This window comes from Sneathiella sp. D3-11, from assembly GCF_055809395.1.
The window spans coordinates 2,787,842-2,810,943 of sequence record NZ_CM147911.1 but is presented as its reverse complement, the minus strand read 5'-3'; the positions used below and the strand labels follow the sequence as shown (position 1 = coordinate 2,810,943).

Here is a 23,102-nt window from a genome sequence, read left to right as displayed (position 1 = left end):
TATCGCTCCTTTTCGCGACCTGATAAACAGTAATGATGCAGCAAAGCTCAGAATCGACAGAGGACAATAGCGAATCACCTTTCCGCCGCGGCGCCAAGGTGATTGAACGCTTCCTAAAGAACCTGCCCACCTCTCCAGGTGTTTATCGCATGATAGATGCGGCGGGTCAGATTCTCTATGTCGGGAAAGCCAAAAATCTGAAAAACCGGGTCAGCTCCTATGTGAAGATGACCGGCCAGTCGACGCGCATTATGCGCATGGTTTCACTCACCCGCTCCATGGAATTTGTCTCGACCCACACTGAGGTGGAGGCGCTGCTCCTCGAAGCCAACCTGATCAAGAACCTGAAGCCGCGCTATAATATCATCCTGCGGGACGACAAATCCTTCCCCTATATTCTGATTACCGGCGATCACGAATGGCCGCAAATTACAAAGCATCGCGGCGCGAGATCACGTAAAGGCGAATATTATGGTCCCTTCGCATCCGCCGGTGCCGTGAATGAAACACTTGCGACTTTTCAGCGACTGTTCCCCTTACGCTCTTGCTCGGACTCAGAGTTTCAAAACCGCACCCGCCCCTGCCTGCAATATCAGATCAAGCGCTGCTCCGGCCCATGCGTCGGGCTCATCAGCCGTGAAGATTATCTCGATGTCGTCGATGAAGCACGAAGCTTCCTCTCAGGCAAGAGCCACATGTTGCAGGAAAAGCTTGCAGTTCGAATGCAGGTAGCGAGTGATGCGCTTGATTTCGAGCAGGCCGCCGTTCAGCGTGACCGGCTTAAAGCGATGGCGCATATCCAGTCGAAGCAGACGATTAACCTGCCTGGTGTCGAGGAGGTTGATGTCATCGCGGCGTTTCAAGAAGGTGGCCAGACCTGTGTTCAGGTCTTTTTCCTTCGTTCCGGGCAGAATTTCGGCAACCGTGCCCATTACCCAAGCCACAATAAGGAAGACGATCCGGCCGATGTTCTGAGTGCCTTTATTGGACAGTTTTATGATGGACGAAGTGCGCCCCGGCGTATCTGGACAAGCCATGAACTCATGGATGCTGACTTAATCGGGGAAGCTCTGTCCATCGCATCCGAACGCGTGGTCAAAATTGAAACGCCAAAACGGGGCGCAAAGCGGGAAATGGTCGAGCATGCCCTCTTGAACGCGAAAGGCGCCTTGGCGCGGCGCATGGCGGAAAATGCCAGCCAACGTAGACATCTTGAAGGTGTTGCTGCGGCGTTCGGGCTTACGGAATCGCCCACCCGCATAGAAGTTTATGATAACAGCCATATTTCCGGCACCCATTCTGTCGGCGCGATGGTAGTCGCCGGACCAGAGGGGTTTGAGAAAAAGGCCTATCGCAAGTTCAATATCAAAAATACGGCGCTCGCGCCCGGTGACGATTACGGCATGATGCGCGAAGTTCTGACACGGCGTTTTTCTCGTCTGAAGAAGGAGGATCCAAACAAAGCAGGTCCGGCTGTTTCCGGATCACGGGAGCAATGGCCCGACCTGATCCTGATTGATGGGGGCCAGGGACAGCTGAGCGTCGTGCAAGAGGTTTTGGACGAACTTGAGGTCAACGACGTCGCTCTTGTTGGTATTGCTAAGGGACCAGACCGTAACGCTGGACGAGAGCGGTTCTTTATGACCGGAAAAGAAGCTCCTTTTTCACTCCCTGAAAAGGATCCCACGCTCTACTTCCTGCAAAGACTTCGGGACGAGGTGCATCACTTCGCCATTTCAACACACCGGGCAAAACGGTCCCGCGCGATCGGACGCTCGCCGCTTGATGAAATTCCAGGCATCGGCGCCAAACGCAAGAAGGCACTTCTCAACCGGTTTGGGTCCGCTAAAGGGGTCGAACAAGCCGCGCTTAGCGATCTGCAGGCGGTAGAAGGCATATCCCGTGCAACTGCCGAAACCATCTATCAGTTTTTCCACGAAGAAAGCTGATTTCTGCTCTTTAATTCACCCAGTCGCGTGCCTATACTGTTTTTTTAATCAGCCGTTGGCGTCACATAACTCATGCTATCAAGCTTACCTAATTTACTGACACTTTCTCGTATCGTTGTCATTCCTCTTCTGCTGGCGGCCCTGTTTCTACCCGGTAATTTGGGAAGCTGGGTGCCGCTTGGCCTTTTTATTGCCGCCGGGATAACAGATTTTCTCGACGGATATTTCGCACGACGCTATCGGCAAACATCAAATCTCGGACGGTTTATGGATCCCGTCGCTGATAAGTTGCTTGTTGCCTCGGTTCTGTTCGTTCTCGTTGGCATCGGTCGGATTGGGGAATGGGATCTTATCCCCGCCACAATTATTCTCTGCCGTGAAATAATGGTATCCGGATTGCGTGAATATCTCGCAGAACTACGGATTGGCATGCCGGTCAGTAAACTTGCCAAATGGAAGACCGCCGCGCAGATATTTGCCCTTTGCTTCCTGTTGGGAGGGCCCGCTGTTGAAGGCCAGTTCGACGCCATTCTGATCGGTCAAATATTGCTCTGGATGGCCGGCTTGCTTACAGTCTGGACTGGATATGACTATTTACGCCTCGGCCTCAAGCATATGATGGAAGAAGGGTCATAGTCGCACGGATATGGGCAATTGACGCATGGAAATAATCGGCATCTCAGGCTGGAGCGGAAACGGCAAAACGACTCTGTTGACGCGATTGATCCCAGCGCTGATCAAACGCGGCTTCAAGGTTTCTACAATCAAGCACGCGCATCACAAATTCGATATTGATACGCCGGGCAAGGATTCCTATCGACATCGGGAGGCCGGAGCCGAGGAAGTACTGATTTCATCATCAAGCCGCTGGGCCCTGATGCATGAAAACCATGGCAGCGGTGAGGCGCGTCTTGAATATCTGATCGCCAAGATGACCCCCGTTGATATTCTCCTGGTCGAAGGATTCAAGTCTGAAGATTTCCCAAAAATTGAGGTATGGCGGCGGGAAAGCGGCACAGAACCAAGGGTTACCTCGGATAGCAATATTATCGCACTGGCAACCCCCGATCTGTCCTACTCTGCACCTGTCCCGGTTCTTGATTTGAATGATGAAAACGCCATCGCGGAGTTTATCGTTCAGTTTTTCAAGCTGGAGGAGACCACCCATGGCACGGCTGGCTAACGATTGCTTTGCAAATCCGCCGGAAATGATCAGCGCGACAGAAGCACTTGAAAAAATATCTGCCGCCGCAGCTCCCGTTGTCGCCACCGAGAGTATATCCCTGTTCGAGGCGGGCGGCCGCATCGTCGCAGAAGATATCATCGCCCCGAGAAATGTGCCGCCTTCGGATAATTCCGCCGTTGATGGATACGCCTTTCGGTTTTCAGACTATGAAAAGGATCCCGATAGACCATACAGCATTGCAGGGCAAAGCAAGGCAGGCCACCCCTGGAAAGGCACATCAACACCCAATACTATGGTCAAGATACTGACCGGGGCGATCATGCCGGATGGCTTTGATACAATTGCCATGGTCGAAGATATCTCATTGCAGGACAATCAAGTCATCCTGCCAACCGGACTGAAGGCCGGCGCCAACTGCCGCAAGACGGGTGAGGATATTCGCAAGGGCGAGGTCCTGCTGAGAAAAGGTACACGCCTTCGCCCACAGGAACTTGGATATCTTGCCTCTGTCGGACTGGGAACGGTTCATGTTTTCAAGCGCCTCAAGGTCGCTCTTTTCTCCACAGGAGATGAATTAATCAACCCCGGGGAGGCTGCTTCCACAACAAGCATCTACGACAGCAATCGGTTGATCCTAGCTGGCCTACTCAACAATCTTGGATGCTCAGTCACTGACCTTGACATCTTGAAAGACCGACTTCCCATCGTCCGGGCAGCCCTGAATGAAGCCGCAAAAGATCATGATCTGGTTCTTACCTCCGGCGGTGTTTCCATGGGGGATGAGGATCATGTCAGAACTGCACTCAGCGATATTGGCCATTTGCATTTCTGGCGAATTGCGATCAAGCCGGGGCGCCCACTTGCCCTCGGTCAAATCGGCAATACTGCCTTTGTCGGCTTGCCAGGAAACCCGATCGCGGCTCTTGTCTGCACGTTGCTGTTTGTCCGGCCACTGATCAAAACCTTAAGCGGTGCAGCCATAGAACCGCCCCTGTCTTTCCGCGCGGCAGCAGAGTTCAGCATGAAGAAAAATCCGGACGGACTGAATGGCTACGCGGTCGATATTCTGTCTCAAAAGACGGCTCCGGAAGAGCCGAAAAATACCCGACGGAAGGCTCCGGTATTCTGTCGTCCGCCATCTGGGCAAACGGATTAATCGAAATCGGGGACGACGTCACCTATATAAACAAAGGGGATATGGTCACTTTTCTCCCCTTTTCGGAGTTGATGAGTTGAAAATTCTCTATTTTGCCTGGCTGAAAACCAAATTACAGATGACTGAGGAAACCATCCCTTGGTCGGAAGAATGTCCCGATACCGATAGCCTTGTCCGTTGGATGAAAACGCGCGGACCTACATTCGCGGAGGTTTTCAGTGATCTTGAGGTCGTCAGGGTTGCGGTTAATCAGGAATATATCACTGGCAATACGGCCCTTAAAAATGAAGATGAAGTTGCCTTTTTCCCGCCCGTGACAGGAGGGTAGAATGATCCGCGTCCAGCGCGACATATTCGATATTGGCAAGGAAATTGAGACATTGACGAACGGGCGCACCGACATTGGTGCCGTTGTCAGTTTCACCGGCCTTGTCCGCGATTTTAACGATGGAACTAAAGTCACCGGCCTCAGTCTGGAGCATTATCCCGGCATGACCGAACGGGAGCTTTCAAAAATTGAAGATGACGCAAGGGAACGCTGGAACCTGCAGGATTGCCTGATCATACACCGCTATGGGGATATGGCACTTGGGGAGCCAATTGTACTGGTTATTACGGCCTCACCGCATCGACAAGACGCGTTTGAGGCTGCGCATTTCCTGATGGACTGGCTTAAAACCAAGGCCCCCTTCTGGAAACAGGAAATGAATGCAAGTGGTGAAACGAACTGGGTGAAGGAGCGTGAAAGCGATCTCAAAGCCGCGAAACGCTGGAACTCAGATTCTTAGACAACGCGGAACACTTATCCTGCTTGATTAAAGCTCTTTCTGCTGTTCAATCAGCCACTCACCGGCAAGCCGGTTTGCTTCCGCGATTTGTACTGAAGACATTTTGGACATCAGTACCTTGTTCATTTTTGGAGCAGCGTTATCACCCTTCGCGCCGGAAATAAGTGACCATTTCAACGCCTCAATCCGCACCAGCGATTTCTCGATTTCAGATTGCGCCTCAGAATTATTCAGATCGGCAATCTTCGCTTGTTCGAATATTTCCTCAACCGCGTCTTTATCCAACCCATCGAGCGATTTAAATGCCGCGAGGGCCTCTGTTTTAGATTTCGTCAGAGGAGGATTTGTCACCTCTTGCGAACCTTGGCTCTTTACCGGATCGGAAGTTGTTGCAAGAGCTACTTTTTGCGGCGCGGCAACCGCGTCTTTCGTCGTCGACGGCGTGGGGGCACTTTCAATTTCGGTTTCAAGGGCTGCCGCTTTCACGGTTGGCTTTTTACTAATAGTAGCCACTTCCTGCGACGTTTCCGAAACTTTCGGCTCAATCTTTGCCTCCGCCACTGGCTTGGAGGCTGACGACGCGGTCGATACCGCGCCACCTTGTTGCTTGGCCATCAAGTCTGCAAGACGTGCTTTTGCCGCGGCAAGGCTGGACTGGCTTTGCTGGGCATCCTTCTGGGCAATCGCGCGTCGCTGCTCCTCAATTTTCTGCTCTCTGAGTTCGGCCTGGCGCTTGGCTTTTTCGGCAGCCTGCTGTGCGGCCAGAATTGCAGCATGACGGCTATCTTCAAGTGCTTTTTCTTTTGCCTCTGCATCTGCTTTACGCTGTGCGATCAACTCACGCTGTGCGGCGGCCCGTTGCTCGGCGAGTGAACTCTCGGTAACAGGAGCGGATTGCCCTTGCGGCACAGCCAGCGTTGCTTTTGCCTCCTGAAAAGCGGCTTCATCCTGCCCTGTGAAATCACGATACCAGAATCCCAACGCCGCAAAGGAGCGCTCTTGTGCCGCGCGGAGATCATCCGTAGACATTAAATCGCGAAGCCGATCAATTGCAGTGCTTGCTTCCTCAAAATCCTGAGCAGCAGCTAACTTGAACCAAGCATAGGCCTCAACCAAATCCGCATCAACGCCATCTGCTCCGTTCTCGAGAATTTGGCCGAGCGCATATTGAGCCCGGGCATCACCGCGCTTTGCTACCGGTCGCAATTCTTCAATAGCTGTGGAGGCATCATTTCGATCCAGAGCCTCCTGCCCTTTTTCAAAACTTGCCTGAACAAACTGTGTACTCAGAAAAACCAGCCCCAAAGCCAGAGAAAAACGCCTTGCTTTCATAATGATCCAGTGTCCCGATTAGTCTACGGCTTAATCAATTCCTTATATATATAGGCGCTATTTTAAATGAAATTACACAAAAATCAAAATACCCGTCTCAACATGGTTAAGACGGGTATGAAATATAGCCTATTTTAGCAGTTTTATGCGGCAATCTTTCTGCGGACGCAGTTTTCATAGTCCTTGATAAGCTGTGCGCAAATATCACCGGGCGTAAACTGATAAGTATCGATACTGCTGACTGGCGTTACTTCTGCTGCAGTCCCCGTCAGGAAGCATTCATCAAAGTCAGCCATTTCTTCGGGCATGATCGCGCGCTCTACAACTTCGATCCCACGCGCTTTTGCAAGATCAATCACCGTCCGCCGCGTAATACCATCCAGGAAACAATCCGGTGTTGGCGTATGGAGGACGCCGCCTTTGGTAAAGAAGATATTCGCCCCTGTCGACTCAGCTACACGACCGCGATAGTCCAACATCAACGCATCATCAAAGCCTTCGGCCTCAGCGTCATGCTTGCTCAGTGTACAGATCATGTAAAGACCCGCGGCTTTGGACTGGGTCGGGATTGTTTCAGGAGAGGGCCGCTTCCACTTAGAAAGTTTCAACCGAATGCCCTTCATGCGGGCCTCGGGTGAGAAATAGCTCGGCCAAACCCAGGCGGCGATGCCTAAATTGATACGATTGTTTTGCGCCGAGACGCCCATCATCTCCGAGCCGCGCCACGCAATCGGGCGGACATAGCCATCAACGATTTTGTTCGCCAAGACGGTCTGGCGTGATGCTTCATTTATTTCTTCTGCGGTCTGCTCAAGCGTGAAGCCAAGAATTCGTGCAGATTCGATCAACCGATCCGTATGTTCTTCAAGCTTGAAAATTTCACCGTCATAGACCCGTTCCCCTTCAAACACACTGCTGGCATAATGCAATCCATGTGTAAGGACATGGATGTTTGCATCGCGCCATGGTACGAGTTTACCATTCAACCAGATAAAGCCATCACGTTCGGCAAAAGAGGAGGTATCCATTTTGAAGCACCTTGCGTTATTATAATATCGTATATTCCCAAAAATAAGTTCGATTATGTCGAACCGAACGATGATTTTGTAACATTATAAGAAATATATGTCAACATGACTGACGTAAAATCCATAAATAATCCCCTCTTCCTGCGCGAAGAAGAACTGCGTCAGGCAATAGAACTCCTGTTTTTTGCCTATCGCGACTTCACCGCCGGTCCAGATGAGATCCTGAAAGACTATAAATTTGGCCGGGCACATCATCGGGTGATTCACTTTGTCGGACGCAATGAAGGCATGACCGTGTCGGAACTACTCGATATTTTACAGATCACAAAACAAAGCCTGAACCGGGTTCTCAGCAACCTTATCCAGCGAGGATTTGTCGAGCAGCGGCAAGGAGAAGAAGACCGACGGCAACGCTGCCTCTATCTGACAGAAGAAGGCCGCCATCTAGAGCAAAAAGTGAGCCGTGTGCAGCGGGAGCTTGTCGCCAACGCCTTTCGAGAAGCTGGCGGAGAAGCGGTTGCGGGCTATCGGAAGGTTCTCACGGGCCTGATCGACGAGACAAATCGCGACACCGTTCTGAGCCGGATCCTGAAAACATGACAACGAAGCGCAACGGATAGCTAATGGTGATGGATAACGCCCCTCATATTTTGGTTGTGGATGACGATACGCGGTTGTTATCCCTCTTGAAGAAATTTCTTATGGATAACGGGTACCGCGTTTCCACAGCACCCAGCGCGGAAACTGCTGAAGACAAGATGGTTGGCTTCTTCTTTGACCTGATTGTACTGGATCGGATGATGCCGGGGGGAGATGGGATCGATCTGGTGCGTCGAATGCGGCGCGGGCCCGGGATGAGCCGGGAAATGCCTATCTTGATGCTAACCGCGATGGGAGATGCCGAAGATCGCATTCTTGGGCTTGAGGTCGGCGTGGATGATTACCTCAGTAAACCTTTTGAACCACGAGAACTATTGCTGCGTATTGACGCAATTCTGCGACGATCCAAGACGGAAAAGCTGAAAGAGCTGCAATTCGGTGCCTTCACCTTCAACCTGGAGCGCGGCGAGCTGTTAAAGGACGGAACGATTATCAATCTGACTTCGGGTGAATCGATTCTACTAAAATCTCTCGCCGCCATGCCCGGTGTTCCCATTAGTCGTGAGGATCTTTCTCTGTCGAGCGGTAGCCAGGGCCGCGCCGTTGATGTGCAAATCACGCGCCTCAGACGCAAGATTGAAGAGGACCCAAAATCACCCCGACATCTTCAAACTGTTCGGGGTGAAGGATATGTTCTATGGGCGGACTAGCCATAATTCGGAAAATATACCACCAGATCACGGCGGGTTTTATTAAGAACATGATGCCCCGGACGCTGTTCGGGAGATCAATCCTGATTGTGGTACTTCCCATCCTGCTGCTGCAAATTCTCGTAACCTACATTTTTTATGAACGTCATTGGGATGACGTCGCCCGGCGTCTTGCGCAAGGGGTTGCTGGCGATGTAGCCGCCGTCATTTCTCTTCGCGATCGATTTCCCGGCGAAACGGCAGAAGCGGACATCCTCAACATCGCACGGGGACAAATGCGCCTCGCTGTCAGCATCGATCCACAAGCACGGCTCCCCGAGGGTAGTGACAAGCAGCAAAACTACGGCTTTTTGGAGAGCCATCTGGTGAACGCATTGAAGGAGAGCCTACCCGCTCGGTCTTTCAATATCTCAACCAACAAAAAACTCGAATCCGTTATCCTACTGATCCAACTTCCCGACGGTGTGTTGCAAGTCATTGTCCGTGACAAGCGGCTCTTTTCCACGACGACCTATATTTTCGTCATGTGGATGGTCGCCATCTCTCTTGTCCTATTAGGTGTTGCACTTCTTTTTCTGCGCAATCAGATGCGCCCTATCCGCCAACTCGCGACTGCAGCAGAACAATTTGGCAAGGGCCAGTTCGTTGATGATTTCAAACCGAGCGGCGCACAGGAAATCCGATCTGCCTCTCGTGCCTTTCACGTAATGAAGCATCGCATTCTTCGCCAAATCACCCAAAGGACGGAAATGCTGGCCGGGGTCAGTCATGATCTTCGCACACCGCTGACTCGCATGAAGCTGCAGCTTGCGATGATGCCGGGGGACGATGAAAGCAAGGCCAGTCTTGAGGGTGACGTGGCCGACATGGAAAAGATGGTTGAGGGATATCTCGCCTTTGCCCGCGGACAGGAGGCGGAGACGGTCGAGGAAACGGACGTCACAGAGCTTTTCCAGGACATCGTTATGAATGCACGCCGTCAAGGCACAGCGGTTTCATTGGAAACACCGAAGAGCCTTCATGCTGAAATAAGGCCCAGCAGTTTCAAACGCTGTATTACGAATCTGATCAACAATGCAGCACGCTATGCAAAAGAGATATGGATCACTGTCAAGGCGACCAATTCAGAGATAGTTATTCTTATTGATGATGATGGTCCCGGCATACCGAAGAATAAGCGAAAGGATGTATTTCGTCCGTTTTTCCGTTTGGATCCTTCTCGTAACACGGAAACGGGCGGCAGTGGCCTTGGGATGACAATCGCACGCGACGTCATTCACGGGCACGGCGGACAGATTTCACTTGGAGAGGCGCCAGCAGGCGGCTTGCGGATCGAAATCCGCCTGCCGCTCTAGAGCTGAATTATTTACCAAACGGGGCAAATGCCTGCTGAATTTCACTGACAGCCTTCTGGTCAGTGACCGGCACTTTTGCAAACGCGGTATTAGCAAGAGCGAGAACCGGCGGAATGGTCGCCATGGCCAACTGCGGTGTTTTTGCCGCCTTGGCCATCATAAAAACTTCATTGACTTCGCTATTCAGGCTTTGCGTCAGGCTGGCGACATCTGAATCCCGGGTTTTGAACACGGAAAAAGCCTGACTTGCCTTTTCGCAGGCATCATTTATCTGCTGGGTTTGTTTCTGAAACAGCGACGTAAGGTCCGGCGGCACAGGCATATCATTATCATTGTTGTCATCATTGGCATCGGCCATCATTCTACTCTCCTCCTTTTCAGATTAGTGAAGGCGGCCACCTATCGGCACATCATGATCCGGTCTCGCAAGGGAGATATTCCCCTCCGCATCGCTGAAGCCCAGCACCAAGACTTCTGACATAAACGGTCCGATCTGCCGTGGTGGAAAATTCACTATTGCCATCACGCGCCGCCCCACAAGCTCTTCCGGCTTATAAAGTACTGTAATTTGAGCAGAACTTTTGCGAATGCCAAAATCACCCCCAAAATCTATCTTCAGCTTGTAGGCGGGTTTGCGGGCTTCGGGAAACTCAACCGCTTCCACCACCATTCCAACGCGAATATCCACCTTCAAAAAATCATCAAATGTAATTTGTTCTGTCATATCTTTCGCATCTCCTTAGTTTCGAAGATGCTATTGCAAAATGATACGAAAATCATCCGCCAGAAGAAAATTTCTCCGCAACCTGCTCAATCGTGGCCAGCGATTGCTCCATTGATTTGTTAATGGCGTCAAAAGACTTGCTGGTCGACGCCGTTAGCGTGTCCGCCGCCTTGCTCAGGTTGTCGACGGTAAGGTTCAAGTTATCGATCTCCGACTGGATATCAGGGGTTGCCCCCTCACCTGCTTTTGCCGTTCCGACTGAGCTGTTGAGTGACGTCTGCAAATTGCCAACCGTCTGCTGCAAAGTCGAGCGCTGCGCAGCAACGATATCTTGCAGGCCTTTCGACGCGGCCTGTACCGCCGCCGTCATCTTCTGCATATTATCATTCTGCATTGTTGTGATAGCGCTGAGATCGGGAATCATCAGCCCGCCTGCAACGATCGGCGCGCCGCCACTACTGGACGCGGCACTCCCATCGTCACTTGTAGACGCCGATGTTGTGTTCGTAGGTGTCTTCGGGTCAGTTTTATCACTCATTACTCTATCCTCACCATGAGCATAAAGAGTATATAGATATTTTTGCACACCTTTAAAGAGAATATCGTAGAGTTTATTTACTTAACCCAGTTCTTTGGATCTAGCAGTAGCGGCCGCGACAGTCTTTTCCATCAAAGGGCCAAGGCCATTCTTCTCGTTCATCAGCACATCAAGCCCTGCGGCGGTCGTACCGTTCGGGCTTGTGACGTTTTTTCGAAGCTGTGCTGCTGTCTCCTCAGATTGACGGGCAAGGGCCCCTGCCCCGGCAACGGTTTCCTGCGCAAGCTGCACGGCCAGGTCTTCAGGCAATCCGGCTTTTAAACCGGCAGCTGTCATCGCTTCAATCATATAAAAAACATAGGCGGGGCCTGAGCCGGACAACCCGGTTACCGCATCCATAAAACCTTCTTCTTCAATCCAGGCAACTGATCCAATAGCCAACATAAGGCGGTCACAATAATCCTTCTGACCGGAAGAAACATGTCCATTGGGACAGCAGACAATCATTCCCTGATGAATGGCGGCGGGGGTATTAGGCATCGCCCGAACAATGGCGGAGGCCTTACCAAACGCCGTTTCGAACGTTTCAATTCTCGTGCCCGCAGCAATCGAAATAACAAGGCTTCCCTTCTCAGCAAAAGCCCGAAACATCGGCAGGACATCACCAATAACCTGCGGCTTGACGGCGAGGACAATCACATCCGGTTGAAAATCACTTGGGATTTCAGATGCGGAACTTAGGCCCAGACAACCCAGCTTCAGGGCAACGTCAAGGTTATCAGAATTGGGATCGATGACAACAATATTGGCCGGATCGATATCATGATCGATCCAACCACCGAGCATTGCCTGCCCCATCTTGCCGCAACCGACAAGCAGCAGGGAAAGGTTCATTCCTATGCCTCACCCATCGTTTCAAACATAGCCGCCTCAATAGCGTCTTCAGGGGTTTTACCACCCCAGAGGCAAAATTGAATTGCCGGATAGAATTTTTCGAGTTCACTCATACCGATCTCGACTAACGTTTGGATCTGTTCATTGGTGACAACGCAGGCGCCGCTCAGCAACAGTGAATGACGGAACAGGATCATTCCTTCTTCCCGCCAAGTGTCAAAATGACCAACCGGCATGCGCTCGTTGACACGCGCCAGCAACTCATAAACGGAGCCATACTGCCGTTCCGGAATCTTAACGTCATATGCACAAGAAAAATGTAGGGCCCGAAGATCAGACCGCCAGGAAAACCAGAGATGATATTGGCACCAACTCCCTTCAACACCGACAGTGAGCTCATTGTTACCCTGACGATCAAACGACCAGTCGTTATCGGCAATAATGCTCTCTATAAGATCGAGGGGGTTGGATTCTTCGAGTTCTTCGCGCGTGAGGTACAAGGACGTCATGGAGGCATTCCTTTCAGAACCATCCCGTCGGCTGGCGCTCTGCTACTGACCTCAACGCTCAGCCGGTAAGGAAATCTACTACAGGCCATATATGGTGCTACAATTTTCGCAACACCATAAATCTAGCGTAATCCGCCTTGAGTTGCGGCGCAACAAAGAATATGGCCCATAGCTATATTTCTTGTGGATAAATATGCGTCAGTCGCAAACTCTTGTTGCCAGGGTATCTATTTTTTCGGGGTGGTAGATTTAGCCTTCGCCGGAGCCGCCTTGCGCGGTCGTGGCGTTTTGGAGAGAGCCTCGATTTTTTCTTCCAACACAGTAAGACGTTCTTTCAGCGCATCATTTTCCTCCCGCGCGAGAGTTGCCATAGCCTTGACGGCATCAAACTCTTCCCGCGGGACAAGATCCATCTCGCTGATAAAGCGCTCCAACCGCTGATGAAAAAGATTTTCCCACTCCGTTTTCACACCCTGCGCCGTCCCGAGGGCGCCTGTGGCAAGGCGGGCCAGATCATCAAAAAGCCGTGAGTTTGTCTGCATCGCGTTGGGTCCTCAAAATTTCCCGTTCATAATGGCGACAGCGGCAAGCGAAAGCAACCTCTTTGCCCTGATTTGCTTGCGATTATTTTCAAGAGCTTTATATAGTACCCCGATGATATTATCGACCCTTTTCACGGCGATCGCGTTTCCAGAAATCGACCCCGTCATTTTTCAGATTGGGCCCTTTGCCATACGCTGGTATGCCCTCGCCTATGTTGCTGGACTGATCATTGGCTGGCGCCTAATGATGCGGCTTGCCGGATCGGAAAGCTCGAACATCTCCGCAAAGCAGGTTGATGAGTTCCTGATCTGGGCAACGCTTGGCGTCATTCTTGGCGGACGTCTCGGCTATGTCCTGTTCTATAAGCCAGACCATTATCTGAGCAATCCCTCGGAAATATTCATGGTTTGGCAAGGTGGTATGTCCTTCCATGGAGGCTTCCTCGGCGTTGTAATTGCAACAATCCTCTATTGCCGTTTTCAGAAGATTGTCATTCTGGAGTTCGGCGATTTATTGGCAACGGTTGTACCGGTCGGGCTCTTCTTTGGGCGGATCGCCAATTTTATCAATGGCGAGCTTTACGGGAGAGCAACGGACGTTCCCTGGGGCGTGCTTTTCCCGGGTGGGGGCGACTTACCCCGACACCCAAGCCAACTCTATGAAGCACTTCTCGAAGGCGCTGTGCTGTTTGTGATCCTGCTCATTTTCCGAAAAACCCGCTTTGCAGAGAAGCCAGGGTTCATAATGGGCCTCTTTTTTGCGGGATATGCCGTCGCCCGCGTCATTGTCGAGTTTTTCCGTGAACCGGATGCTTATCTCGGATTTCTCGCCGGCGGTTTGACAATGGGTCAGCTTCTCTCCCTGCCGATGCTGATAGTCGGCCTTTATTTCATGTTCCGTCCCACCCGTAAGACCGCATGAATGAACTTGGCAAGATCCTGGCGGCAGAGATAGAGAAGAACGGCCCGATTTCACTATATAAATTTATGAAAGCCTCGCTTGGACATCCGGAGTATGGGTATTATTCCCGGCAAGAGCCCTTCGGCGAACAGGGTGATTTTATCACCGCGCCGGAAATCAGCCAGATGTTTGGCGAACTTATTGGGCTATGGGCGGTTGATGTCTGGTTCAAACTGGGCAGTCCGTCAAAATTCCATTTGATTGAACTTGGTCCGGGCAACGGCACTTTAATGACAGATGCCTTAAGGGGCGCCCGTGTCGCGCCAGAATTTTTGGCGGCGGCACAAATTCACCTTGTTGAAAACAGTCCTCGTTTAAAAGCCAAGCAAGCAACTGCTCTGGTCGGTTACGACATTTCCTGGCATGATGCCCTCCCTGACATTGATGGCGCGCCGGTTATTCTGATTGCCAACGAATTTTTTGATGCCCTTCCTATCCATCAATACTGTTATAGAGAGAGTGAATGGTATGAGCGCCTAGTGACAACGACCGAGAGCGAATTCGTCTTTACCTTGGCGCCGGAACCAACCTCCTTTGATCAAATACTGGCTGGCGCAGATGATGATATTTTCGAGACCTGCCCGGACGGAGAGGAAATCATTAGCCGGATCAGCGAACTTCTTTTCGTAAACAACGGCGCCGCGCTGATTATCGATTATGGTGCATCTGATACTCTGCTTGGCGATAGCTTTCAGGCGGTAAAGGGCCATGGACATGTTGACCCCTTAAACGATCCCGGAGAATCCGATCTAACCGCCCATGTTAAATTTGCGACACACAAGAATATCGCGTCTGCCCGTGACATTTCCGTTCAAGGTCCGACGTCGCAGGGACGTTTTCTGGAACGTCTCGGTATAGAGGCACGCCATCACATGCTTAGCCAGAAGGCAAATGAGACGCAAAAGAAAAAGCTCGACGCGCAGCTTCGCCGATTAACAAGCACTTCCGAAATGGGAACCCTTTTCAAAGTCATGGCTTTATCTCATAATATGCCCACCGCCACGGAAGGGTTCGGGAGTTAGGATGCTGAAAAGTCGTATATTTGAAAGTGATGCCCTTGCACATGGCTTCTTTACGCGTGATGGCGGTGTGTCAGATGGACTTTACAGGGGCCTCAATTGCGGACCCGGCTCAAAAGATGATCCGGCATGCGTAACAGAAAACCGATCTCGTGCCATGGCCATGATCGGACAATCGGCCGATGCTCTTCGGACTGTTTACCAGATCCACAGCACCGAGGTTCTTGTTCTTAATGATACGAAGCGCTTGGACCCGCGGCCAAAGGCGGATGCCATGGTAACAACTGTTCCAGGAATAGCGCTCGGTATTCTGACGGCTGATTGCGTTCCGGTCTTGTTTGCGGATGTAGAAAACGGTGTGATTGGCGCAGCCCATTCCGGATGGAAAGGTGCTCTCGGCAATATCAGTGCCGGTGTCGTTGAGGAAATGACCAAACTCGGCGCTAGAAAGCAAAATATCAAAGCGGCCATCGGTCCGGCTATTGCCCAGAAATCATATGAAGTCGGCCCGGAATTCCCGACACCTTTTCTCAACCACGATCCCGCCGCAGAGAAATTCTTTATCCCCTCGGATAACCCAGATCGCTATATGTTCGATTTAACCGGTTATGTGAGGGAAGCACTTGAAAAGGCGGGGATCGGCGGCATTGATCATCTAGAGAATGACACATGCGCTGAAGAGGATCAGTTTTTCAGCTACCGACGTATGGTAAAAAGAGGGGAATCTGATTACGGTCGACAGCTGTCCGCTATCGCCCTTAACGGCTAACACACTTGTGAAAGAGGGGTAAAATGCCGTATATGGTCATCTTTATCGTGATTTGTCTTCTGGGAGTGCTTGCAACCTGTGCGATGTAGTTTTGTCATAAAGGCATTAATGGCGGTACTGGCTATCGCTCTCGTCAGCTGTCAGCCACTGGAACGCCCCTTTCAGCCGGAAGCCAAAGCTTCCTGGCGCGCCGCGCCTGGGCCCCGCGCAGCACTGTATGTGGAACCCTTAAAGGACGGTCCCGCAGGCCTTGAAAAGGCCATCGCCACAAAACTTCAGGGTCTTGGAATTGCAGCCTTCTCCGGCGCTGCTGCACCAAACCGCTATTACGTGCGAGGCAATATTATTGACAAGGATGGCGGGCGCTATCTCAATTGGGCAATTTTCGACCCACAGAACCGCGATACAGGACTCTACGCACTCGAAAAACTCAACGGCGCAGAAAGCCCTGCAGAAATATCCCCGGAAACGATCGAGGCTCTGGCTGTCAAATCCGCCAGCGATATCGATAAACTGCTTGGTGGCGATGGCATAAATTTCGCGGTAATTAATAAACCCATTATTTTCGTTCCTATTGTCGAAGGTGCCCCAGGTGATGGCTCGGAGAGTCTCGCTGCGGCTATTCAGGATGAGCTGGTTCGACTAGGTCTTGATGTTTTGCCAACCGAAGCGGGCGCGAATTTTATTGTCCGCGGACATGCAGAAATTACGCCGCCGAAACTTGAAACCCAGGTGATTGAACTCGTCTGGAGTTTGGAACGCCGGAATGGCGAACAAGTCGGTGAGATCAGGCAACGCAACAGAATCAGGTCTGGCTCGCTAAACGGTGCATGGGGCAATGTTGCCCGCCTGGCGGCTCGCGGAGGCGCCGGCGGCGTCTATGATCTTCTGAAAAAAGTGAGCCGGACTATTTTAAGTCAAAATCTTGATGTTATTTTACAATTTCCATTAAAAAAGGGCGTTAATGCGTTTACAGGGCTTGAGTGCCTTGGTAAGTTCCGCCCGCCAACGCCAACTCGTTCATTTTCGCGCGAGGGGCAGTGTGTTTTAACTGGAAAAACCCTCTACTGACTAAAGGAACGTTCCTATGAAAGTGCTTTCGGGAAATGGCAACCGACCGTTGGCGGAAGCCATCACCAACTATCTCAAACTTCCTTTGACAGATGCGGATGTCCGTCGCTTCTCGGACATGGAGGTTTTCGTTGAAATTCACGAAAATGTGCGCGGCGAGGACCTTTTCGTTGTCCAGCCAACCTCATTTCCCGCAAATGACCATTTGATGGAACTTCTGGTTTGCATTGATGCGCTGAAACGATCATCGGCATCAAGAATCACGGCGGTTCTTCCGTATTTCGGGTATGCCCGTCAGGATCGGAAACCGGGGCCCAGAACACCCATCTCCGCAAAACTGGTCGCGAACCTTATTACCACCGCAGGTGCGGACCGGGTTTTGACCATGGATCTTCATGCTGGACAGATCCAGGGATTTTTCGATATCCCCACCGACAATCTGTTCTCCGCCCCGGTTATTGTTCCCGATATTGAGGCGCATTACGGTAAGGGCGGCGACATTACTATTGTCTCCCCCGACGTAGGCGGCGTTGTCCGCGCCCGTGCCTACGCCAAAAGACTTGACGCCGACCTTGCAATCGTGGATAAGCGCCGGGAAAAAGCCGGTGTTTCAGAAGTGATGAATATTATCGGTGACGTCAAGGATCAGCGTTGCATCTTGGTCGATGATATCGTGGATAGCGCCGGTACATTATGTAATGCCGCCAAAGCTTTGATGGACAAAGGTGCGAAAAGTGTTTCGGGCTACGTGACTCACGGAGTGCTGTCAGGGGGCGCGATTGCGCGTATTAATGACTCTGCGCTCGACGAGATGGTTACAACCGATAGCATCATGGCAACGGACGCATTCCGTGCCTCTAGCAAGATGCGACAAATTTCAGTCGCTCCGCTGATTGGCGAGGCGATGTATAGAATTTCGAAGGAAACCTCGGTTTCCAGCCTGTTCGACTAATCGCACAGGCAATAGGCGGCGCGGGCACCCCTGGAGGCACGCGCCATTTTGGCACCGGGTTCGTCCCGGTGTTGCTCGTTACTTAGGAGATATACAATGAGCGAAAATGCAGTATTAATTGCAGAAACGCGTGACCGGGTCGGAAAGGGGACCTCCCGTGCATTGCGTCGTGACGGCCGGACTCCCGCCGTCATCTATGGTGACAAAAAAGACCCCATTTCCATTTCACTGGAAACCAAAGAGCTTGTGAAAACCGTCAATCAAGGCGCTTTCCTGTCAACGGTCTTCACAGTTGAAGTTGGATCGACCAAGCACAACGTACTGCCCCGTGACATGCAGTTGCACCCGATTAATGATTTGCCGGTACATGTGGACTTCCTCCGCGTTTCTGCTAAATCACAGATTGCGGTTATGGTTGCCGTTCACTTCCTCAATGAAGAAGAATGTGTTGGCCTGAAACGCGGCGGTATGCTGAATGTTGTCCGTCATGAAGTTGAAATGATGGTCCCCGCCGGCAATATCCCGGAATCGCTTGAAATCGACCTCCTGAACTTTGACATTGGGGATAGTGTTCATATTTCTGAGGTAGCCCTGCCTGAAGGTGCACAGCCGACGATTACGGATCGCGACTTTACGATTGCAACAATTGCGGCACCGACCGTCGAGCCAGATCCTGAAGATGAGGAAGCAGCACAAAGCGCAGAAGGCGCTGACGCCGAGGATACAGGCGCAGAAGCTGAAGAATCCGAAGACTAATCGGGATGGAAAGATGATTTTGCTGGTTGGCCTTGGAAATCCCGGCAAGGGGTATGCAGGCAACCGGCATAATTTTGGATATATGGCGGTGGATGAAATTATCCGCCGCCATTCCTTTATGCCGGAACGCGTTCGATTTCAGGGGCTCGTCGCTGAGGGAAATGTCGGCGGAACGAAAGTTCTTGCGCTAAAGCCTACTACTTACATGAACCTGTCCGGGCAATCCGTTGGCGAAGCGGCCCGGTTTTACAAAATACCTATCGGCAATATCATTGTCCTCCATGATGAGCTGGATTTACCACTCGGCAAGGTGCGTGTGAAGACAGGCGGTGGGCATGGCGGAAATAATGGAGTCCGATCCATCATCGATCATATCGGCGCAGATTTTTGCCGGATCCGACTAGGCGTTGGCCATCCGGGAGAAAAACACCTTGTTTCCGGGCATGTTCTGAAAGATTTTGCAAAAGCAGAAATGTCTATGGTCGAAAATATCGTCGACAGCGTGGCCCGTCATGCTGAGCTTATCGTTGCTGGAGACGCCTCAAGTTTTATGAATAAAATTGCCATCGACATTGCACCGCCGAAAAAAGATCGTGCGGTTAAGAAAGAAGGAAACTGAGTATGGGGTTTAAATGTGGAATTGTTGGTCTTCCCAATGTCGGCAAGTCAACTCTGTTCAACGCCCTGACGGAAACAGCGCAGGCAGCGGCAGAAAACTACCCTTTCTGCACGATCGAACCGAACTTGGGTCAGGTTCCCGTCCCTGACGAACGAATGATAAAGCTAACAGAGCTTGCCCATTCGAAGGAACTCATCCCGACACAGCTGACATTTGTTGACATTGCTGGCCTCGTGCGCGGCGCAGCAAGCGGTGAAGGTCTCGGAAACAAGTTCCTCGCGCATATCCGCGAGGTAGACGCCATTATTCAGGTTGTCCGCTGTTTCGACGACGACGATATCACCCATGTGGATGGCAAAATCGATCCGCTTTCGGATATAGAGACGATTGAGACCGAACTGATGCTGGCGGATCTCGAAAGCCTTGAAAAACGAACCGAAGCGCTGGTCAAGAAAATCCGTGGCGGTGACAAGGACGCCAAGAAGCAGTCGGAGCTGATAGACCGCGCCCTTGTGGCATTGCGCGACGGTAAGCCCGCCCGCATGGTCGATCTCGCCGATGATGAAATAAAACCTTTCCGCAATTTGCAACTCCTGACCCAAAAGCCGGTTCTCTATGTTTGCAATGTCAATGAAGGAAACGCCGCGACTGGCAATGCCTATTCGGACAAGGTCGTAGAAAAGGCATCTGCTGAACATGCGGGAACTGTTGTAATTTCAGCGGCCATTGAAGCGGAAGTCGCGCAGCTTGATGCGGAAGAACGCGCCGAATTTCTCTCCGATCTCGGGCTGAGTGAAACCGGGCTTGGCCGTATTATTCGCGCAGGTTATGACTTACTCGACCTGATTACCTATTTCACGGTTGGCCCGAAGGAATGTCGTGCATGGACCGTTACCAAAGGCACGAAAGCGCCGCAAGCGGCAGGTGTCATTCACACAGATTTTGAAAAAGGCTTTATTCGGGCCGAAACAATCGCTTATTCTGCCTATGTAGAGCATGGCGGCGAAGCCGGCGCGAAGGATGCCGGTCTCATGCGACTAGAGGGGAAGGAATATGTCGTCGAGGATGGTGACGTTCTGCATTTCAGGTTTGCCAACTGAGGCCCTGCCCCAAACCTTGAAGAAGCAATAAATGCGTGAGTGATCGCAACAAGATCAAAAGGTGAAGAAAATGCGCTATTGGGAAGATTTTACCGTCGGAATGGTGATGGAATTCGGCGGATATGAAGTAACGGAAGAAGAAGTGATTGAATTCGCGACCGCGTTCGATCCGCAGCCTTTCCATATCGACAAAGACGCCGCAAAAGAGCATTTCTTCGGCGGCATTATTGCAAGCGGCTGGCACACAGGCTCGATGTGCATGAAAATGATGGTCGATAATTACCTGATTGATTCAGCCTCCATGGGCTCACCCGGGATTGAACAGCTTCGCTGGAAACAGCCTGTGCGCCCCGGTGAAGTCCTTCATGTAAAGGCGGAAGTCCTTGATCGCAGTTTGCCAAAAAGCCGCCCTGAACTCGGCTTCGTTAAATTTTCTCATACAGTCCTTAACCAGAAGGACGAGGTCAAAATGACCATGATTTCAAGCGGTATGTTCCTCCGTTGCCCAGAGAATTCTGAAACGGAGGCCTCACGATGAACAAGATATATTTCGAGGATATCGCCGTCGGAGATAAAACGACCTCTGAAAGCAGGATCGTCACGAAAAAGGAAATTCTTGATTTCGCACGCAAATATGATCCGCAGTCCTTTCATATTGACGAAGAAGCCGCGAAGAAGAGCATCTACGGAGGCCTGATTGCATCTGGATGGCATACGGCATCGACCCTGATGCGGCTCCTCGTCGATAGCATGACAAATAGTCGCGCGGGCCTGGGCTCTCCAGGGTTTGATGATCTGCGCTGGATCCTGCCGGTTCGGCCCGACGATAGTTTGCGGTATGAATCAACCGTTATAGAGACCAGAAAGTCCTCATCCCGGCCCGACATGGGAATTGTGCGCGCTGAAATAAATCTCTTTAATCAGAAGAACGAAATTGTTCTCAGCATGAAATCCATCGGCATGGTAAAAACCCGCCCCGAATAACGCTGTCCAAATTTCAAAATCCGTTGGATTTTTAACTTAGGTCTAACGACTTTACATTATATAGTCCGACAAGCCTGTTATTTATCCAGCAATTCTAGGGGTAGTGAAATGGATTTTTTCTTGTCTGGCTTCGCGATTTTCGTCGTCGTCCTAGTCATTTTTGCAATTGTCATTGTCTTTATGGGCGTGACGATTGTTCCACAAGGATATCAATTTACAATCGAGCGCTTCGGCAGATATACGCGTAGCCTGCACCCTGGCCTTGGTCTGATCGTACCATTCATTGATCGTATCGGCGGTAGGATCAACATGATGGAACAGGTGTTGGATATTCCAACACAGGAAGTCATCAGCCGTGATAATGCCATGGTACAGGTCGATGGCGTTCTTTTCTTTCAGGTTCTCGATGCCGCCAAATCCGCATATGAGGTGCGAGACCTGGAACGGGCCATTCAAAATCTCGCACAGACGAACCTTCGTACTGTTCTTGGCTCCATGGACCTTGACGAAGCGCTTAGCCAGCGCGATGCCATCAATGTCCGCTTGTTGACCGTGATTGATCAGGCGTCCACCCCCTGGGGTTTGAAAGTAACCCGTGTCGAAATCAAGGATATCACCCCCCTCTCGATCTTGTTGAGGCAATGGGCAGGCAGATGAAAGCGGAACGGTTAAAACGGGCGGTCATTCTGGAAGCGGAGGGTGTTCGGCAATCTGAAATCCTGAAAGCAGAAGGCGAAAAGAAATCTATGATTCTGGAGGCAGAAGGTCGCCGCGAAGCCGCTTTCCGCGATGCGGAAGCGCGCGAACGTGCCGCCGAAGCCGAAGCCAAGGCGACCCACGATGTATCTGAGGCCATTGCGGCGGGCGATATTCAGTCTATCAACTATTTTATCGCCCAGAAATATACCGAAGCGATGAAGGAAATCGGCATGGCCCGTAATTCGAAGGTTGTCCTCATGCCGATGGAGGCGAGTGCTCTCGTCGGATCACTTGCTGGTATCGGATCTATCGCCAAGGAAGTTTTTGGCAAAGATGAAGACAAGCGCCGGTCGAGCGGCTCTGTCCCAACGGTTGAGTGACGGTGATGCTTGATCAAATTATTACATGGTTCGCCAGCCTCGAATTCTGGTCATGGTGGATTCTCGGGCTTATCTTGGTGATCCTGGAAGTTTTCGCACCTAGTACCATCTTTCTCTGGCTCGGGATATCCGCTGGCATTGTGGGCGTTATCGCCTGGATAGCCCCCGACATGCGATGGGAATATCAATGGATATTATTTGCGGTCATCGCTATTGGCAGCATTGCTCTCTCGCGCCTGTTCCTGAAAAAGCACCCGGGCGTCGAAGACAACACAACCTTGAACCAGCGTGGTGTCCAGTATGTTGGTCGTCATTTTACACTGACGGAACCCATCATGAATGGCCGCGGTAAGATTCATGTGGACGATACCCAATGGGCTGTTGAAGGCCCAGATTTGGAGGCCGGCGCGGTCGTGAATGTTACTGGAGTGGATGGGACCTTACTCATCGTTGAACCTGTTGCAAAAAACTAGAAGAGGTA

Annotated in this window: 28 protein-coding genes and 2 pseudogenes; 22 read left to right on the top strand and 8 right to left on the bottom strand. The window is 51.4% G+C overall.

All coding sequences use genetic code 11. From position 1 onward, the window contains the following. Positions 1-32: 32 nt before the first annotated feature. The 7 genes and pseudogenes from uvrC (at position 33) to AC0L73_RS14300 (ending at position 5,079) form a co-directional block, all read left to right on the top strand. Positions 33-1,949 carry an excinuclease ABC subunit UvrC gene (gene uvrC / locus AC0L73_RS14330; protein ID WP_473654032.1) on the top strand — a complete coding sequence of 639 codons (1,917 nt, stop codon included), beginning with the start codon at positions 33-35 and terminating at the stop codon, positions 1,947-1,949. Positions 1,950-2,021: 72 nt separating this feature from the next. Then, positions 2,022-2,585, top strand: coding sequence for a CDP-diacylglycerol--glycerol-3-phosphate 3-phosphatidyltransferase (gene pgsA, locus AC0L73_RS14325; protein ID WP_227953108.1), 564 nt, complete (start codon positions 2,022-2,024; stop codon positions 2,583-2,585). A gap of 25 nt (positions 2,586-2,610) precedes the next feature. Continuing rightward, positions 2,611-3,132: a molybdopterin-guanine dinucleotide biosynthesis protein B gene (gene mobB, locus AC0L73_RS14320; protein WP_473654031.1), complete on the top strand. Its 522-nt coding sequence runs from the start codon at positions 2,611-2,613 to the stop codon at positions 3,130-3,132. Further along, a pseudogene (locus AC0L73_RS14315) lies at positions 3,056-4,084 on the top strand (molybdopterin molybdotransferase MoeA); the annotation flags it as partial. The gene mobB and the pseudogene AC0L73_RS14315, both read left to right, overlap by 77 nt. Continuing rightward, positions 4,063-4,371 (top strand): hypothetical protein, encoded by a 309-nt coding sequence (locus AC0L73_RS14310; RefSeq protein WP_473655450.1) that lies wholly within the window; start codon positions 4,063-4,065, stop codon positions 4,369-4,371. The pseudogene AC0L73_RS14315 and the gene AC0L73_RS14310, both read left to right, overlap by 22 nt. Beyond that, positions 4,368-4,619, top strand: coding sequence for a molybdopterin converting factor subunit 1 (moaD, locus tag AC0L73_RS14305; RefSeq protein ID WP_227953102.1), 252 nt, complete (start codon positions 4,368-4,370; stop codon positions 4,617-4,619). The genes AC0L73_RS14310 and moaD overlap by 4 nt, the downstream gene beginning before the upstream one ends. A gap of 1 nt (position 4,620) precedes the next feature. After that, on the top strand, positions 4,621-5,079 hold the full coding sequence (locus tag AC0L73_RS14300) for a molybdenum cofactor biosynthesis protein MoaE (RefSeq protein ID WP_227953101.1): 459 nt from the start codon (positions 4,621-4,623) through the stop codon (positions 5,077-5,079). Positions 5,080-5,106: 27 nt separating this feature from the next. Here the strand turns inward: AC0L73_RS14300 and AC0L73_RS14295 are convergent, their stop codons facing one another. Beyond that, positions 5,107-6,411 carry a hypothetical protein gene (locus AC0L73_RS14295; RefSeq protein WP_227953099.1) on the bottom strand — a complete coding sequence of 435 codons (1,305 nt, stop codon included), beginning with the start codon at positions 6,409-6,411 and terminating at the stop codon, positions 5,107-5,109. 143 nt (positions 6,412-6,554) lie between these two features. Continuing rightward, positions 6,555-7,439, bottom strand: a complete 885-nt coding sequence (locus AC0L73_RS14290; protein ID WP_227953097.1) for a branched-chain amino acid aminotransferase — start codon at positions 7,437-7,439, stop codon at positions 6,555-6,557. Between the two features lie 105 nt (positions 7,440-7,544). Here AC0L73_RS14290 and AC0L73_RS14285 point away from each other — a divergent pair, with 105 nt between their 5' ends. From AC0L73_RS14285 to AC0L73_RS14275, 3 genes are read left to right on the top strand one after another with little or no spacing between them, the layout of a single operon-like run. Further along, the gene (locus tag AC0L73_RS14285; protein ID WP_473654030.1) at positions 7,545-8,039 is read left to right on the top strand and encodes a MarR family winged helix-turn-helix transcriptional regulator; all 495 of its coding nucleotides are present in this window, start codon (positions 7,545-7,547) and stop codon (positions 8,037-8,039) included. Positions 8,040-8,062: 23 nt separating this feature from the next. Then, complete coding sequence (locus AC0L73_RS14280; protein ID WP_227953093.1) at positions 8,063-8,749, top strand: response regulator; 687 nt, start codon at positions 8,063-8,065, stop codon at positions 8,747-8,749. Continuing rightward, positions 8,737-10,104 (top strand): ATP-binding protein, encoded by a 1,368-nt coding sequence (locus AC0L73_RS14275; RefSeq protein WP_227953090.1) that lies wholly within the window; start codon positions 8,737-8,739, stop codon positions 10,102-10,104. The genes AC0L73_RS14280 and AC0L73_RS14275 overlap by 13 nt, the downstream gene beginning before the upstream one ends. Positions 10,105-10,111: 7 nt before the next feature. On the opposite strand, the gene AC0L73_RS14270 is transcribed toward AC0L73_RS14275, so the two are convergent. From AC0L73_RS14270 to AC0L73_RS14245, 6 genes are all read right to left on the bottom strand, one after another. After that, positions 10,112-10,465 (bottom strand): hypothetical protein, encoded by a 354-nt coding sequence (locus AC0L73_RS14270; protein ID WP_227953088.1) that lies wholly within the window; start codon positions 10,463-10,465, stop codon positions 10,112-10,114. Positions 10,466-10,486: 21 nt separating this feature from the next. Continuing rightward, entirely contained in the window at positions 10,487-10,828 is a 342-nt protein-coding gene (locus AC0L73_RS14265) for a tRNA-binding protein (protein ID WP_227953086.1), read from the bottom strand. A 52-nt stretch (positions 10,829-10,880) separates the two neighbouring features. Further along, positions 10,881-11,366, bottom strand: coding sequence for a hypothetical protein (locus AC0L73_RS14260; protein ID WP_227953084.1), 486 nt, complete (start codon positions 11,364-11,366; stop codon positions 10,881-10,883). An 81-nt stretch (positions 11,367-11,447) separates the two neighbouring features. After that, a complete protein-coding gene (gene proC, locus AC0L73_RS14255) occupies positions 11,448-12,260 on the bottom strand; it encodes a pyrroline-5-carboxylate reductase (RefSeq protein WP_227953082.1) in 813 nt (270 codons plus the stop codon). A 2-nt stretch (positions 12,261-12,262) separates the two neighbouring features. Further along, positions 12,263-12,769: a type III secretion system chaperone family protein gene (locus AC0L73_RS14250; protein ID WP_227953080.1), complete on the bottom strand. Its 507-nt coding sequence runs from the start codon at positions 12,767-12,769 to the stop codon at positions 12,263-12,265. Positions 12,770-12,996: 227 nt separating this feature from the next. Continuing rightward, positions 12,997-13,311, bottom strand: coding sequence for an accessory factor UbiK family protein (locus AC0L73_RS14245; RefSeq protein ID WP_227953078.1), 315 nt, complete (start codon positions 13,309-13,311; stop codon positions 12,997-12,999). A 112-nt stretch (positions 13,312-13,423) separates the two neighbouring features. Here AC0L73_RS14245 and lgt point away from each other — a divergent pair, with 112 nt between their 5' ends. From lgt to AC0L73_RS14185, 12 genes and pseudogenes are all read left to right on the top strand, one after another. Further along, complete coding sequence (lgt, locus tag AC0L73_RS14240) at positions 13,424-14,233, top strand: prolipoprotein diacylglyceryl transferase (RefSeq protein ID WP_227953076.1); 810 nt, start codon at positions 13,424-13,426, stop codon at positions 14,231-14,233. Beyond that, positions 14,230-15,294 carry a class I SAM-dependent methyltransferase gene (locus AC0L73_RS14235; RefSeq protein WP_473654029.1) on the top strand — a complete coding sequence of 355 codons (1,065 nt, stop codon included), beginning with the start codon at positions 14,230-14,232 and terminating at the stop codon, positions 15,292-15,294. The genes lgt and AC0L73_RS14235 overlap by 4 nt, the downstream gene beginning before the upstream one ends. Before the next feature lies 1 nt (position 15,295). Then, positions 15,296-16,060, top strand: coding sequence for a peptidoglycan editing factor PgeF (gene pgeF, locus AC0L73_RS14230; protein WP_227953072.1), 765 nt, complete (start codon positions 15,296-15,298; stop codon positions 16,058-16,060). A 108-nt stretch (positions 16,061-16,168) separates the two neighbouring features. Further along, on the top strand, positions 16,169-17,131 hold the full coding sequence (locus AC0L73_RS14225) for a hypothetical protein (protein WP_473654028.1): 963 nt from the start codon (positions 16,169-16,171) through the stop codon (positions 17,129-17,131). 16 nt (positions 17,132-17,147) lie between these two features. Further along, positions 17,148-18,083: a ribose-phosphate pyrophosphokinase gene (locus AC0L73_RS14220; RefSeq protein WP_227953068.1), complete on the top strand. Its 936-nt coding sequence runs from the start codon at positions 17,148-17,150 to the stop codon at positions 18,081-18,083. 96 nt (positions 18,084-18,179) lie between these two features. After that, entirely contained in the window at positions 18,180-18,839 is a 660-nt protein-coding gene (locus AC0L73_RS14215) for a 50S ribosomal protein L25/general stress protein Ctc (RefSeq protein ID WP_227953066.1), read from the top strand. 13 nt (positions 18,840-18,852) lie between these two features. After that, a complete protein-coding gene (gene pth, locus AC0L73_RS14210) occupies positions 18,853-19,458 on the top strand; it encodes an aminoacyl-tRNA hydrolase (protein ID WP_227953064.1) in 606 nt (201 codons plus the stop codon). 2 nt (positions 19,459-19,460) lie between these two features. Beyond that, positions 19,461-20,558: a redox-regulated ATPase YchF gene (gene ychF / locus AC0L73_RS14205; RefSeq protein ID WP_227953062.1), complete on the top strand. Its 1,098-nt coding sequence runs from the start codon at positions 19,461-19,463 to the stop codon at positions 20,556-20,558. A gap of 70 nt (positions 20,559-20,628) precedes the next feature. Further along, positions 20,629-21,096, top strand: a complete 468-nt coding sequence (locus tag AC0L73_RS14200) for a MaoC family dehydratase (protein ID WP_227953060.1) — start codon at positions 20,629-20,631, stop codon at positions 21,094-21,096. Beyond that, the gene (locus tag AC0L73_RS14195; RefSeq protein WP_227953058.1) at positions 21,093-21,542 is read left to right on the top strand and encodes a MaoC family dehydratase; all 450 of its coding nucleotides are present in this window, start codon (positions 21,093-21,095) and stop codon (positions 21,540-21,542) included. The genes AC0L73_RS14200 and AC0L73_RS14195 overlap by 4 nt, the downstream gene beginning before the upstream one ends. Positions 21,543-21,650: 108 nt before the next feature. Beyond that, a pseudogene (locus AC0L73_RS14190) lies at positions 21,651-22,621 on the top strand (SPFH domain-containing protein). 5 nt (positions 22,622-22,626) lie between these two features. Continuing rightward, positions 22,627-23,094, top strand: coding sequence for an NfeD family protein (locus tag AC0L73_RS14185; protein ID WP_227953055.1), 468 nt, complete (start codon positions 22,627-22,629; stop codon positions 23,092-23,094). The last annotated feature ends 8 nt before the right edge of the window (positions 23,095-23,102 follow it).